Origin of the sequence: Pseudomonas sp. Sample_21 (genome assembly GCF_004307525.1) — a bacterium.
Taxonomy (GTDB): domain Bacteria; phylum Pseudomonadota; class Gammaproteobacteria; order Pseudomonadales; family Pseudomonadaceae; genus Aquipseudomonas; species Aquipseudomonas atacamensis.
Map to the genome: position 1 here is coordinate 19,509 of NZ_RCNZ01000113.1, position 12,973 is coordinate 32,481.

Here is a 12,973-nt window from a genome sequence, read left to right on the forward strand (position 1 = left end):
GGCGTCAGCGCCTGTTCAGTTCTTGTGGCGCGCGGAAATGGCTTCGAGCTGTTTGTTCAAGGCGTCCTTGCGCTCGGCGGGGATGTCGTTCCAGTGCACGTCCATCAACGCGCCTTCGATCGCATACAACAACACCTTCGATGCGCGAAACCCCCGAGTACGCACGGCCCGGTAGGCATCCACTGCACCGAGGCGACGCAAGTCCGAGGCGCTGTGGATGCCCACGGCATGCAGCCATTGCGCCGATGTCTTGCCAAGATTTTTCAGGTGTTGCAGTTCATCATTCATCAAGCCTCCTTGCGACGGCCGAATGGTGCGTGGGCGAGCTTCTCAGCAGTGTAGCCATCAGTAGGAAAAGCGTGGTTGTTTGGTCGGATTCGACGCAAAAGCTTCTAAGAAAGGGGGGTAAAGGACCTGAACGCAGAGGGAAGCGAGTTAGGCGTTAACAATGTGGGAGCGAGCCTGCTCGCGAAGAGGGCGTATCAGAAACAATCGATACCCACTGACACTACGCCTTCGCGAGCAGGCTCGCTCCCACAGGGGAAAGGCGTGGCGTCAGGAAGATTTCCAGATTTCAGCGGGTGCGATAGCGCAACCGCGTGCCGAAATTCATCGACATCAGAATCTCGTCAGCACTCAGCTCCGGCGGAAAGTACGCCCCGGAAATCTGCGCATGGGCCAGGCTGGCGCCTTCGAGCGAAGCCTTGCGGAAGTCGATGCCGCGCAAATCGGCGGAGCGGAAGTACGCATCGCGGAAATCCACGCCGTCGGCGTTCAGCTCGCGCAGGTCGAGACCACGGAAATCGCCGCCGATCATGTCGATCGGGCCATCCTGTGGACGTTCTTTATTGAAGCCTGCAACGTCATCTTTGTGCAGCAGGGCGTAAAGCGGAGTGTCGAGCAGTTTAGGCTGGCTCATGTCAGATCACCTGTTGGTTTTATGACGCCAGTATAGTGCCACTATTTGCCGACCGTGAAGCGAGCGAGGGCTTCACGGCCGAAATAGTTTTTTACAGACCCGGCAGGCGCTGACGGATCTGCGCGACCACGGTGTCCAGCGTGCCGGATTCATTGGTCTGCACGCGTTTGCTGCGCAGGATTTCTTCCGGCGTCAGCGCTTCGCGGTTGGCCTGTTGCGCTTCGATCACGGCGAGGGTGGCGTCGGACGGATCCTTCTGGTCGGCCTGACGCATCGCCAGCCAGCTCTCGATCACGGCTTGCGGTGCGTTGCAGTCGAGGATCAGGAACGGCGTGCCGGTGGCTTCGGCAATCTTCGCCGCGTTGTCGCGCTGTTCACGCTTGAGGTAAGTCGCGTCGATGACCACCGGGAACCCGGCGTGCAGGATCACCTCGGCGATTTCATGCAGGCGTGCGTAGGTCGCGGTGCTGGCATCGGCGCTGTAAATGCCGGCCTGCACATCGTTGGCAACGGTCTGCTCACCAAACAGGCGCTTGCGTTCGACATCGGAACGCAGGCGAATCGCGCCCAGCGCTTCGACCAGGCGCATGGCCACATGGCTCTTGCCGACTGCGGAAACACCGTGGGTAATGGCCATGAAGCGCGAAGGAATGGTGCTGTAGCTTTCCGCCAGGTTGGCGTAGTTGCGGTACTGGCGCAGGGTGGTGGCGCGCTGCACCGCAGTCGCGTCGGCCGGCATGCTGAACAATGCCACCTTGGCCCGCACCAGCGCGCGGTAGGCTTTATAAAAGTTCAGCACTTCCAGGCCCTGATAGTCGCCGGTCAGTTCCAGATACTGGCTGACGAGGCGACGTGCCAGTGACTTCAGGCCACGGTCTTCCAGGTCCATCGCGAGGAAACCGGTGTCGGCCCAGACGTCAGTGAAACGGAACGGCTCGTTGAACTCGATGCAGTCGAAGATCACCACGTTGCCGTCGATGACCGTAGCGTTGCCCAGATGGATGTCGCCGTGGCACTCGCGGGTGAAGCCTTGCGCCTTGCGCTGGGCGAACAGTGGCTTGAGGCGCTCGAAGCTGCTTTCGGCCCAGGCTTTCAGGGCCTCAAGTTGCAGCAAATCGTTCTTGTCGCTGAGGAACGGCAGGATCTGCTCGAAGTTTTGCGCGACCGGTGCCATCACGCTGTCCGGCGTGCCGGCGTCGTGTTCGGCCGGGACTTTCGGGGCGTTGAGATGGAAATGGGCGATCTGCTCGGCCAACGCATCAATGTGCTGAGTGGTCAATTCGCCATTGGCTTGCAGGGTGCTGAGCAACCCGCTCTGGGGGAACTGGCGCATTTTCAGCACGTATTCGATAGCCGGGCCGTCGCCGCCCAATTGCGGTGCCTCGACGCTGCCGGTGATTGGCAACACGTCCAGATACAAATCAGCGGTCAGACGCTGGTTCAGACGCAGCTCTTCAGCGCAGAAATGCGCACGTGCGTCGAGGCTGGTGAAGTCGAGGAAGCCGAAATTCACCGGCTTCTTCACTTTATAGGCAAAGGGGCCGGTGAGAATCACCCACGAGATGTGGGTTTCGATGACCTGAAACCCTTCGACGGGATGCGGGTAGAGGGCCGGGTTTTGCAGGGCAGCGATCAGGGACTGGCTCACGGGCGATCCTTCAGAGGCGGGGGAATTCGAGGCGGCCATTATGGCTGCTTGCCCGCCTGACGCAAACCTCCGCGCGTGCCTGTTGAGGATCGATAAAGTGCGTATAATCCGCCGCCATGACTCGATCCCGATCCCCCCGTACCAAGAAAAAACCACCAGCCAAGGGCCTCAGCCCATGGTTGAGCTGGGCCATTAAACTCAGCCTGGTCGGCCTTGTAGTGCTGGCCGGCTTTGCCGTTTACCTCGATGCCGTGGTGCAGGAGAAGTTCTCCGGCAAGCGCTGGACCATCCCGGCCAAGGTGTACGCGCGCCCGCTCGAGCTGTTCGTCGGACAGAAGCTCAGCAAGGACGATTTCCTCACCGAACTCGATGCCCTCGGCTATCGCCGCGAAGCCGTGAGCAATGGCCCCGGCGCCGCAGCCGTCAGCGGCAATACGGTTGACCTGAACACCCGTGGCTTCCAGTTCTATGAAGGCCTGGAAAAGCCGCAGCCGGTGCGCGTGCGCTTCTCCGGCGATTACGTTGCCGAGCTGTCCGCGACCAACGGTTCGAAACTGTCGGTGGTGCGCCTCGAGCCGCTGATGATCGGCGGCATTTACCCGAAAAATCTTGAAGACCGCATCCTGATCAAACTCGATCAGGTGCCGCCGTACCTGCTCGAAACCTTGATCGCTGTGGAAGACCGCGACTTCTACAGTCACTGGGGTGTGTCGCCGAAATCGATCGCCCGCGCCGTGTGGATCAACACCTCCGGTGGCAAGATGACCCAGGGCGGCAGTACGCTGACCCAGCAGTTGGTGAAGAACTTCTACCTGACCAGCGAACGCAGCCTGACCCGCAAGCTCACCGAAGCGATGATGGCGTTGCTGCTCGAACTGCATTACGACAAGAAGGAAATCCTTGAGGCCTACCTCAACGAAGTCTTTGTCGGCCAGGACGGTCAGCGTGCGGTGCACGGTTTCGGTCTGGCCAGCCAGTTCTTCTTCGGCCAGCCATTGTCCGAGCTGAAACTGCATCAGGTAGCGTTGCTGGTCGGCATGGTCAAGGGGCCGTCCTACTACAACCCGCGTCGTAACCCGGAGCGCGCGCTGGAGCGGCGTAATCTGGTCCTCGACGTGCTGGCGCAGCAAGGCGTGGCAACCCCCGAACAGGTCGAAGCGGCGAAGAAAATGCCGCTCGGCGTGACGACTCGCGGCAAGCTCGCCGACAGCTCGTTCCCGGGCTTTATCGACCTGGTCAAACGTCAGTTGCGCGAAGACTACCGCGACGAAGACTTGACCGAAGAAGGTCTGCGCATCTTCACCAGTTTCGACCCGATTCTGCAGATGAAAGCCGAAGCCTCGGTCAATGACACGTTCAAGCGTCTGGCCGGGCGCAAGGGCTCGGATGACGTCGAAGCGGCGATGGTCGTGACCAACCCGGAAACCGGTGAAGTCCAGGCGATGATCGGCAGCCGTCAGGCCAGTTATGCCGGGTTCAACCGTGCACTGGATGCGGTGCGCCCGATTGGTTCTTTGATCAAACCGGCGGTGTATCTGACCGCGCTCGAGAAGCCGAGCCAGTACACGCTGACCAGTTGGCTGTCGGACGATCCGCTGTCGGTCAAGGGCGCCAACGGTCAGGTGTGGAAGCCGCAGAACTACGATCGCCGCTCCCACGGTACGGTGTTCCTCTATCAGGGCCTGGCGCATTCCTACAACCTGTCGACCTCGCGTCTGGGCCTGGAAGTCGGTGTGCCGAATGTGCTCAAGACCGTGGGTCGCCTGGGCGTCACTCGTGAGTTCCCGGCGTTCCCGTCGATGCTGCTCGGTGCCGGCGGCATGACGCCGATCGAAGTGGCGACCATGTATCAGACGCTGGCCAACGGTGGTTTCAATACGCCGATGCGCGGCATTCGCAGCGTGTTGACCGCCGAGGGCGAGCCGCTCAAGCGTTATCCGTTCCAGATCGAACAGCGCTTCGATCCTGCCTCGATTTACCTGATCCAGAACGCCATGCAGCGGGTGATGCGTGAAGGTACCGGCAGTTCGGTTTATAACGTGCTGCCCAAGACCCTGACCCTCGCGGGCAAGACCGGTACCAGTAACGATTCGCGCGACAGCTGGTTCGCCGGTTTCAGTCAGGATCTGCTGGCAGTGGTCTGGCTCGGCCGCGACGACAACGGCAAGACGCCGTTCACCGGGGCCACCGGTGCGTTGCAGGTCTGGACCAGTTTCATGCGCAAGGCCGATCCGCTGCCGCTGGACATGCCGCAGCCGGACAACGTCGTGCAGGCCTGGGTCGATTCGCGCACCGGCCAAGGGTCGGATGCCAACTGCCCCGGCGCGGTACAGATGCCGTATATTCGCGGCAGCGAACCGCCACCCGGCGCCGCGTGTGCAAGCGAAACACCTGCCTCGCCGGAATCGGTGATGGACTGGGTCAAGGGCTGGATGAATTAAGCAAAGAGGGTTTCAAGTGAACAAGTGGTTGATTCCAGCGGTGACCGCCGTGGCTTTGCTCAGCGGCTGCTCCACCGTACAGCGTGGTTCGATTCCGGTAGTGGATTCGGGTACGGCCGTGTCCAACAGCGAGCGCATCGGCGCCAATGGCGGCTTCCGCCAGACCACCGTCAAGCGCCCGGTGCAGGGCCAGACTCAGGCGATTCCGCAAGGCGATACCGGCGTAGTGGTGATGGTGCCGGGCGGCGGTGCGGCGGTGTCGACACCGATCAGCTCTTCGCCGATCGTCCCGGGGCCTGCATCCGGAGGCATCACGTCGGGGCCTTACAACCCGTCGGCGGTTGAGTCGGCGCCGATCAACTCCGGCAGCTACAGCATGCCGTCGACGCCAAGTGGCATTCCTTCGGCCAGCAGTGGCGGTGGCCTGTCGGCGGATGAGCAACTGGACGGTCCGGTACTCGCCTTGCTGACCACCGCGCAACAGCAACAGGCCGGTGGCGACCTCAATGGTGCATCTTCCAGCCTGGAGCGGGCGCAACGTGTCGCCCCCCGTGAGCCACAAGTGCTGTACCGTCTGGCGCAAGTGCGTATGGCCCAGGGCGATGCGCCGCAAGCCGAACAGTTTGCCCGTCGTGCGCTGACCATGGCCAACGGTCGTCCGGACCTGCAAGCCAGCCTGTGGGAAATCATCGCTCAGTCTCGTGAGAAACAAGGCGATTCCGCCGGCGCCGCACTGGCCCGTCAGAAGGCCAAGGTTTCCCTGTAATGGACGTGCGCTTCCCGAAAATCGCCGATCAGCTGTTGCTGATCGAACGAGAGCTGCGCACCCAGGGCTGGTGGGATGAGGTTGAGCCGTCCGCCGAAGCGCTCAGCAGTGTCGAGCCGTTTTCCGTCGACACGCTGGACTTCGAGCAATGGCTGCAATGGATCTTCCTGCCGCGCATGAAGATGATCCTCGAACAGGATCTGCCGCTGCCGAACGCCTCGGGCATTCAGGAAATGGCGGAAATGGTCTTTGCCCAGCGCAACCTTGGCGGCAAGGACCGGCAGTTGCAGGTGCTGCTCAAAGAGTTTGACCTGCTGATCACTGCATCCCGCTGAACTAAACTGGGAACTGCCAGGCCTACTGGCAGTTCTCGGCAATCTGCTTCTTCGCTTCGACGATGCGTTCCTGACGCTGTGTATCGTCGAGCCTGCGCACATCCCCCTCGACCTCCTCACGCAAGCGCGGATTGTTCTGCAGTTGCGCCAGGTTCGTGCGTGCCTGTTCGCAAAACGCCTTGAGCTGCGCCTGCTGCTCGGCGACCTGTTTCTTCACCTTGGCATCAATGGCTTTCTGATCGCCGAGTACGCCGCCGCCCGGCATCGGCGCCGCTTTCGGCGCGGGTGAGGAGGGTGTGTGTACGGTCGTCGACGGTTGGCCCTGCGGAGGCTGCGCATCGAAATGCGTGACGCCTTGGGCATCGACCCATTTGTAGATTTGAGCGGCCGAGCACCATGGGCTGAGGCCGATCAGCAGAGTGAGGAGGAGCGTTCGCATGCTGATTCCTTGGCAAAAATGCGCAATTGACGCTAACAGAGTAGCGCTTTTCAGGTTTTTTCTTGCGTTCTCATGTGCTTACCCACAATTAACCACACAGACGACTTGACTTGCAGAGGGCGAAACAGAAGAATCCAAAGTCCGCTGTAGAGGGACTGCCAGAAGCAGACCCACTCGGTAGATCATGAGGCGCACATCCGCGCCGACCTGTTACACCCGCAACGCGTTACCTCGCGCTGGGTGGGAAAGGCCCGCAACACTTGGGACGATCCCAATACTTGCTCAGTCAGTGCTGACGTAGTCGGCGACCACCGTCGCTCATGCTCTGCCGAGAAGTAAACCTATTAAGACCCGCCCCTTTTTTGTGGACGGTATTCTGGCGTTTTAGAGGTGAACAACGTGGAGCTTTTATCTGGCGGTGAGATGCTCGTCCGCTTTTTGCGTGACGAAGGCGTCAAATATATCTACGGGTACCCGGGTGGTGCTCTCCTGCATGTTTACGATGCCCTGTTCAAAGAACCGGAAGTGACCCACATCCTGGTTCGTCACGAACAAGCGGCGACCCATATGGCTGACGGCTACGCCCGTGCCACCGGTAAAGCCGGCGTGGTATTGGTGACTTCCGGTCCAGGCGCCACAAACGCCATTACCGGTATCGCCACCGCCTACATGGACTCGATTCCGATGGTGATCATTTCCGGTCAGGTGCCAAGCACCATGGTCGGCACCGACGCGTTCCAGGAAACCGACATGATCGGTATCTCCCGGCCGATCGTGAAGCACAGCTTCATGATCAAGCACGCTTCGGAAATCCCGGAAGTCATGAAGAAGGCCTTCTACCTGGCGCAATCCGGTCGTCCGGGCCCGGTCGTGGTCGACATCCCGAAAGACATGACCAACCCGGCCGAAAAGTTCGAATACGTTTTTCCGAAAAAAGCCAAGCTGCGCTCCTACAGCCCGGCCGTTCGCGGTCACTCCGGGCAGATCCGCAAAGCCGCCGAAATGTTGTTGGCGGCCAAGCGCCCGGTGCTGTACTCCGGCGGCGGCGTGATTCTCGGCAATGGCTCCGCGCAACTGACCGAACTGGCAAAAATGCTCAACCTGCCGGTGACCAACACCTTGATGGGTCTGGGCGCATTCCCTGGCACTGACCGTCAGTTCATCGGCATGCTGGGTATGCACGGCAGCTACACCGCGAACCTGGCGATGCACCATGCCGACGTGATCCTCGCAGTGGGCGCACGCTTCGACGATCGGGTGATCAACGGCCCGGCGAAATTCTGCCCGAACGCCAAGATCATCCACATCGACATCGACCCGGCGTCGATTTCCAAGACCATCAAGGCCGACGTGCCAATCGTGGGTCCGGTCGAGAGCGTCCTGACCGAAATGGTCGCGATTCTCAAGGAAATCGGCGAGACCCCGAACAAGGAGTCCGTAGCGAGCTGGTGGAAGCAGGTGGATGAATGGCGCGGTGATCGCGGCCTGTTCCCTTATGAAAAGGGCGACGGCAGCAAGATCAAGCCGCAGACCGTGATCGAAACCCTCTGCGAAGTGACCAAGGGCGACGCCTTTGTGACCTCCGACGTTGGTCAGCACCAGATGTTTGCCGCGCAGTACTACACGTTCAACAAGCCGAACCGCTGGATCAACTCCGGTGGCCTGGGCACGATGGGCTTCGGTCTGCCAGCCGCGATGGGCATCAAACTGAGCTTCCCGGACGACGACGTTGCCTGCGTCACCGGCGAAGGCAGTATCCAGATGAACATCCAGGAGCTGTCGACCTGCCTGCAATACGGCTTGCCGGTGAAGATCGTCATCCTCAACAACGGTGTGCTGGGCATGGTTCGCCAGTGGCAGGACATGAGCTACGGCAGCCGTCACTCGCACTCCTACATGGAATCGCTGCCCGACTTCATCAAGCTGGCTGAAGCCTACGGCCACGTTGGCGTACGCATCACCGAATCGAAAGATTTGAAGTCGAAGATGGCCGAAGCGTTTGCCATGAAGGATCGCCTGGTGATCATCGATGTTGCGGTCGACACCAGCGAGCATGTCTACCCGATGCAGATCAAAGACGGCTCCATGCGCGATATGTGGCTGAGCAAGACGGAGCGTACTTAATCATGCGGCACATTATTTCCCTGCTTCTGGAAAACGAACCCGGCGCTCTGTCTCGCGTAGTCGGCCTGTTCTCGCAGCGCAACTACAACATCGAAAGCCTGACCGTGGCCCCGACCGAAGACCCGACCCTGTCGCGTCTGACGCTGACCACCGTGGGCCACGATGAAGTGATCGAGCAGATCACCAAAAACCTGAACAAGCTGATCGAAGTGGTCAAGCTGGTGGACCTGTCGGAAAGCGCTCACATCGAGCGTGAACTGATGCTGGTCAAGGTCAAGGCCACTGGCGCCCAGCGCGCCGAGATCAAACGCACCACCGATATCTACCGTGGACAGATCGTTGATGTCAGCGCCAGCGTGTATACCGTTCAGTTGACCGGTACCAGCGACAAGCTCGACAGCTTCATTCAGTCCATCGGCACCGCATCGATTCTGGAAACCGTCCGTAGCGGCGTGACCGGCATTGCTCGCGGCGACAAAGTTCTCAGCATCTAAACCAAATTAGCGCATGGCCTGAACGGCCGGATATAAGGGGAAATTCATGAAAGTTTTCTACGATAAAGACTGCGACCTGTCGATCATCCAGGGCAAGAAAGTTGCCATCATCGGTTACGGCTCCCAGGGCCACGCTCAGGCGTGCAACCTGAAAGACTCCGGTGTCGACGTTACCGTCGGTCTGCGTAAAGGTTCGGCCACCGTTGCCAAAGCCGAAGCTCACGGCCTGAAAGTGACCGACGTTGCTTCCGCTGTTGCCGCTGCCGACCTGGTCATGATCCTGACCCCGGACGAGTTCCAGTCCTCGCTGTACAAGAACGAAATCGAGCCGAACATCAAGAAAGGCGCCACTCTGGCCTTCTCCCACGGCTTCGCGATTCACTACAACCAGGTTGTTCCGCGTGCCGACCTCGACGTGATCATGATCGCGCCGAAAGCCCCGGGCCACACCGTGCGTTCCGAGTTCGTCAAAGGCGGCGGTATCCCTGACCTGATCGCGATCTACCAGGACGCCTCGGGCAACGCCAAAAACGTTGCACTGTCCTACGCCGCTGGCGTCGGTGGCGGTCGTACCGGCATCATCGAAACCACCTTCAAGGATGAGACCGAAACCGACCTGTTCGGCGAACAAGCCGTTCTGTGTGGCGGTACCGTTGAACTGGTGAAAGCCGGTTTCGAAACCCTGGTTGAAGCTGGCTACGCGCCGGAAATGGCCTACTTCGAGTGCCTGCACGAACTGAAGCTGATCGTTGACCTCATGTACGAAGGCGGTATCGCCAACATGAACTACTCGATCTCCAACAACGCCGAGTACGGCGAGTACGTGACCGGCCCGGAAGTGATCAACGCTGAATCCCGTCAGGCCATGCGCAACGCCCTGAAACGTATTCAGGACGGCGAATACGCCAAAATGTTCATCAGCGAAGGCGCAACCGGCTACCCTTCGATGACCGCCAAGCGTCGTAACAACGCCGCTCACGGTATCGAAGTCATCGGCGAGCAACTGCGCTCCATGATGCCGTGGATCGGTGCCAACAAGATCGTCGACAAAGCCAAGAACTGAGTCGTCGTCCCTTGTACGAAAAACGCGGCCTCGGCCGCGTTTTTTCGTTTGGGCCGGTGCTTCTGGTATAAAGCTGCATCGTTTGTGGCCGAACTGTCGTCCTCAAGCCTCTGTCGAATTTTTTCCAAACCGTTGCAAGGTAATGTCCATGAGCGAACGTCCCGAAGAGCCGAACAAGGCTTCCGACGCCGAAAGCCTGCTGCCCATCGATGAACACATCGAAGAAGGGCACGACGCTGAAGGTCGTAAAGTCCGGCATCGTGGTATCTATCTGCTGCCGAACCTGTTCACCACTGCCAACCTGTTCGCAGGCTTCTATTCCATCATCAACTCGATGAGCGCCCAGGCCGCGTTGAGCGCCGGCGACTCGGTGAATGCGAGCAAGTATTTCGCCTTCGCTGCGATCGCGATTTTCGTCGCGATGGTGCTCGACGGCCTCGATGGTCGCGTGGCGCGCATGACCAATACGCAAAGTGCTTTCGGCGCCGAGTACGACTCGCTGTCGGACATGGTCGCCTTCGGCGTCGCGCCGGCATTGCTGGCCTTCGGCTGGGCGCTGGGAGACATGGGCAAGGTCGGCTGGATGGTCGCCTTCATATATGTAGCGGGTGCGGCGTTGCGTCTGGCGCGTTTCAACACCCAGGTCGGCACGGCGGACAAACGCTACTTCATCGGTCTGGCCAGCCCGGCGGCGGCAGGTGTGGTGGCCGGTATTGTCTGGGCGTTCAGCGATTACGGCATTCAGGGTTCGAAGATGTCGTTCCTGGTGGCCTTGATGGTGGCGGCGGCCGGCATGCTGATGGTCAGCAACATCAAGTACAACAGCTTCAAGGAGCTGGATCTCAAAGGTCGCGTGCCGTTCGTGGCGATCCTCGCGGTGGTGCTGGTATTCGCTGTCGTGTTCAGTGATCCGCCGCGCATTCTGCTGCTGGTGTTCCTCGCCTATGCGGCGTCCGGTCCGGTGCAATATCTGTTGCGTCTTCGTCGTCATAAAAACGCCGATTGATGTAATTTCCCGCATACTCCGCAGTCTATGGGTGCACCTGTCCTCCAAAGCTGCGGAGTTGTCATGTTGATCAAGATCCCCAAAGCATCCGACTGCCATGAGTCGGATGTCACGCCTGAAGCCATTTATCTCTCCCGCCGCCAATTGCTCGGCGCCACTGCTGCCGGTATTGCCGTGAGCAGCCTGCCACGCTGGGCCAGTGCCGCTGATGCCCCTCGCTACTCTGATGTCGAATCCGGCAAGGCTCCGGCCTGGTTTGCCGAAAAGCTTCCTTCTACTCAATGGGGGGCGGTCAACGTCAAGGACGAGGCGATCACGCCTTATAAAGACGCGACGAACTACAACAACTTTTATGAGTTCGGTACCGGCAAGGGCGATCCCGCGAGGAACGCTGGCGACCTGAAAACCGAACCCTGGAGCGTGGTGATTGACGGGGAGGTGGGTAAGCCGGGGCGTTATGCGCTGGAAGACTTCATGAAACCGTATCAGTTGGAGGAGCGTATTTATCGTCTGCGCTGCGTCGAGGCGTGGTCGATGGTCATTCCCTGGATCGGCTTTCCCATCTCGGCCTTGCTCAAACAGGTCGAACCGACTTCCAAAGCGAAGTACATCCGCTTCGAAACCTTGCAGGATCCCAAGAGCATGCCCGGCCAGCGTTCCGGTTTTGCCTTGATCGACTGGCCGTATGTCGAAGGCCTGCGTCTCGATGAGGCGATGAATCCTTTGGCGATCCTGGCGGTGGGCATGTATGGACGCGAACTGCCGAACCAGAACGGCGCGCCTTTGCGTCTGGTGGTGCCCTGGAAGTACGGCTTCAAAAGCGTGAAATCCATTGTGCACATCAGTCTGGTCAGCGAGCAGCCGAAGACCACCTGGCAAAGCATTGCTGCCGATGAGTACGGCTTCTACGCGAATGTGAATCCTACCGTCGACCATCCACGCTGGACCCAGGCGCGCGAGCGGCGCTTGCCGAACAGCCTGTTCAAACCGAATGTGCGCGATACACAGATGTTCAACGGCTACTCGGATGAAGTCGCTTCTTTATATACAGGGCTCGATCTGCGGAAGAACTACTGATGCGTTATCCGTTCTGGCGAGTGGGCGTTTTCATTGCGACAGCGATCTGGCCATTGCTGTGGTTCTATCAAGCGTTCGCCGATCTGCTCGGGCCTGATCCGGGCAAGGTGCTGGTTGATCGTCTCGGGCTTGGCACGCTGGTGTTGCTGTTGATTACGCTGAGCATGACGCCGTTGCAAAAGCTGAGTGGCTGGGCGGGGTGGATTGCAGTGCGCCGGCAGTTAGGGCTTTGGTGTTTTGCTTATGTGACGCTGCATCTGTTCAGCTATATGGCGTTTATCCTCGGGTTCGATTGGTCACAGTTGGGCGTTGAGCTGCGCAAGCGGCCTTACATTATTGTTGGTGCGCTGGGCTTTCTCGGATTGCTGATACTGGCGGTGACGTCCAATCGTTATAGTCAGCGTCGTTTGGGCGCTCGCTGGAAGAAGCTGCATCGTTTGGTTTACCTGGTTTTGGGGCTGGGTCTGCTACATATGCTGTGGATCGTCCGGGCTGATCTGGAGGAGTGGGCGATTTATGCCTTTATAGGTGGCGTGCTTTTGCTGCTTCGTCTGCCGCCGGTGACGAAGCGAATCCCGCGTTTACTGGGTAAAAAGCAGAATCTGCAAGAAAAGCGAAATTAACGGTTGACGGCAGATTCCAGAGGTCTATAATTCGCCCC

13 protein-coding genes are annotated in these 12,973 nt (G+C 59.5%); 9 read left to right on the forward strand and 4 right to left on the reverse strand.

What is annotated here, in order from left to right:
• Positions 1-15 precede the first annotated feature (15 nt).
• From D8U71_RS21405 to D8U71_RS21415, 3 genes are all read right to left on the reverse strand, one after another.
• Complete coding sequence (locus D8U71_RS21405; RefSeq protein ID WP_016773175.1) at positions 16-288, reverse strand: TfoX/Sxy family protein; 273 nt, start codon at positions 286-288, stop codon at positions 16-18.
• Between the two features lie 286 nt (positions 289-574).
• Entirely contained in the window at positions 575-919 is a 345-nt protein-coding gene (locus D8U71_RS21410; RefSeq protein ID WP_122747345.1) for a pentapeptide repeat-containing protein, read from the reverse strand.
• 91 nt (positions 920-1,010) lie between these two features.
• Complete coding sequence (locus D8U71_RS21415; RefSeq protein ID WP_122610911.1) at positions 1,011-2,567, reverse strand: bifunctional aminoglycoside phosphotransferase/ATP-binding protein; 1,557 nt, start codon at positions 2,565-2,567, stop codon at positions 1,011-1,013.
• A 116-nt stretch (positions 2,568-2,683) separates the two neighbouring features.
• Here D8U71_RS21415 and mrcB point away from each other — a divergent pair, with 116 nt between their 5' ends.
• Genes mrcB through D8U71_RS21430 form a run of 3 tightly spaced genes read left to right on the forward strand, consistent with a single transcriptional unit; the run spans position 2,684 to position 6,109 of the window.
• Positions 2,684-5,008: a penicillin-binding protein 1B gene (gene mrcB, locus D8U71_RS21420; protein ID WP_016773178.1), complete on the forward strand. Its 2,325-nt coding sequence runs from the start codon at positions 2,684-2,686 to the stop codon at positions 5,006-5,008.
• A 16-nt stretch (positions 5,009-5,024) separates the two neighbouring features.
• Positions 5,025-5,774 (forward strand): hypothetical protein, encoded by a 750-nt coding sequence (locus D8U71_RS21425; protein WP_016773179.1) that lies wholly within the window; start codon positions 5,025-5,027, stop codon positions 5,772-5,774.
• Complete coding sequence (locus tag D8U71_RS21430; RefSeq protein ID WP_016773180.1) at positions 5,774-6,109, forward strand: YqcC family protein; 336 nt, start codon at positions 5,774-5,776, stop codon at positions 6,107-6,109. The genes D8U71_RS21425 and D8U71_RS21430 overlap by 1 nt, the downstream gene beginning before the upstream one ends.
• Before the next feature lie 22 nt (positions 6,110-6,131).
• Here D8U71_RS21430 and D8U71_RS21435 read toward each other — a convergent pair whose 3' ends face one another.
• Positions 6,132-6,548, reverse strand: coding sequence for a DUF4124 domain-containing protein (locus D8U71_RS21435; protein WP_123443333.1), 417 nt, complete (start codon positions 6,546-6,548; stop codon positions 6,132-6,134).
• A 399-nt stretch (positions 6,549-6,947) separates the two neighbouring features.
• On the opposite strand from D8U71_RS21435, the gene D8U71_RS21440 reads away from it, so the two are divergent.
• The 6 genes from D8U71_RS21440 (at position 6,948) to msrQ (ending at position 12,935) form a co-directional block, all read left to right on the forward strand.
• Positions 6,948-8,672, forward strand: coding sequence for an acetolactate synthase 3 large subunit (locus tag D8U71_RS21440; RefSeq protein WP_039761986.1), 1,725 nt, complete (start codon positions 6,948-6,950; stop codon positions 8,670-8,672).
• Positions 8,673-8,674: 2 nt separating this feature from the next.
• Positions 8,675-9,166: an acetolactate synthase small subunit gene (ilvN, locus tag D8U71_RS21445; RefSeq protein ID WP_003176102.1), complete on the forward strand. Its 492-nt coding sequence runs from the start codon at positions 8,675-8,677 to the stop codon at positions 9,164-9,166.
• A 46-nt stretch (positions 9,167-9,212) separates the two neighbouring features.
• Entirely contained in the window at positions 9,213-10,229 is a 1,017-nt protein-coding gene (gene ilvC / locus D8U71_RS21450; RefSeq protein WP_007909969.1) for a ketol-acid reductoisomerase, read from the forward strand.
• Between the two features lie 148 nt (positions 10,230-10,377).
• The gene (pssA, locus tag D8U71_RS21455; protein WP_130888615.1) at positions 10,378-11,235 is read left to right on the forward strand and encodes a CDP-diacylglycerol--serine O-phosphatidyltransferase; all 858 of its coding nucleotides are present in this window, start codon (positions 10,378-10,380) and stop codon (positions 11,233-11,235) included.
• Positions 11,236-11,298: 63 nt separating this feature from the next.
• On the forward strand, positions 11,299-12,312 hold the full coding sequence (msrP, locus tag D8U71_RS21460) for a protein-methionine-sulfoxide reductase catalytic subunit MsrP (RefSeq protein WP_130888616.1): 1,014 nt from the start codon (positions 11,299-11,301) through the stop codon (positions 12,310-12,312).
• A complete protein-coding gene (gene msrQ / locus D8U71_RS21465; protein WP_130888617.1) occupies positions 12,312-12,935 on the forward strand; it encodes a protein-methionine-sulfoxide reductase heme-binding subunit MsrQ in 624 nt (207 codons plus the stop codon). Before msrP ends, msrQ begins: the two co-directional genes overlap by 1 nt.
• Positions 12,936-12,973 lie beyond the last annotated feature (38 nt).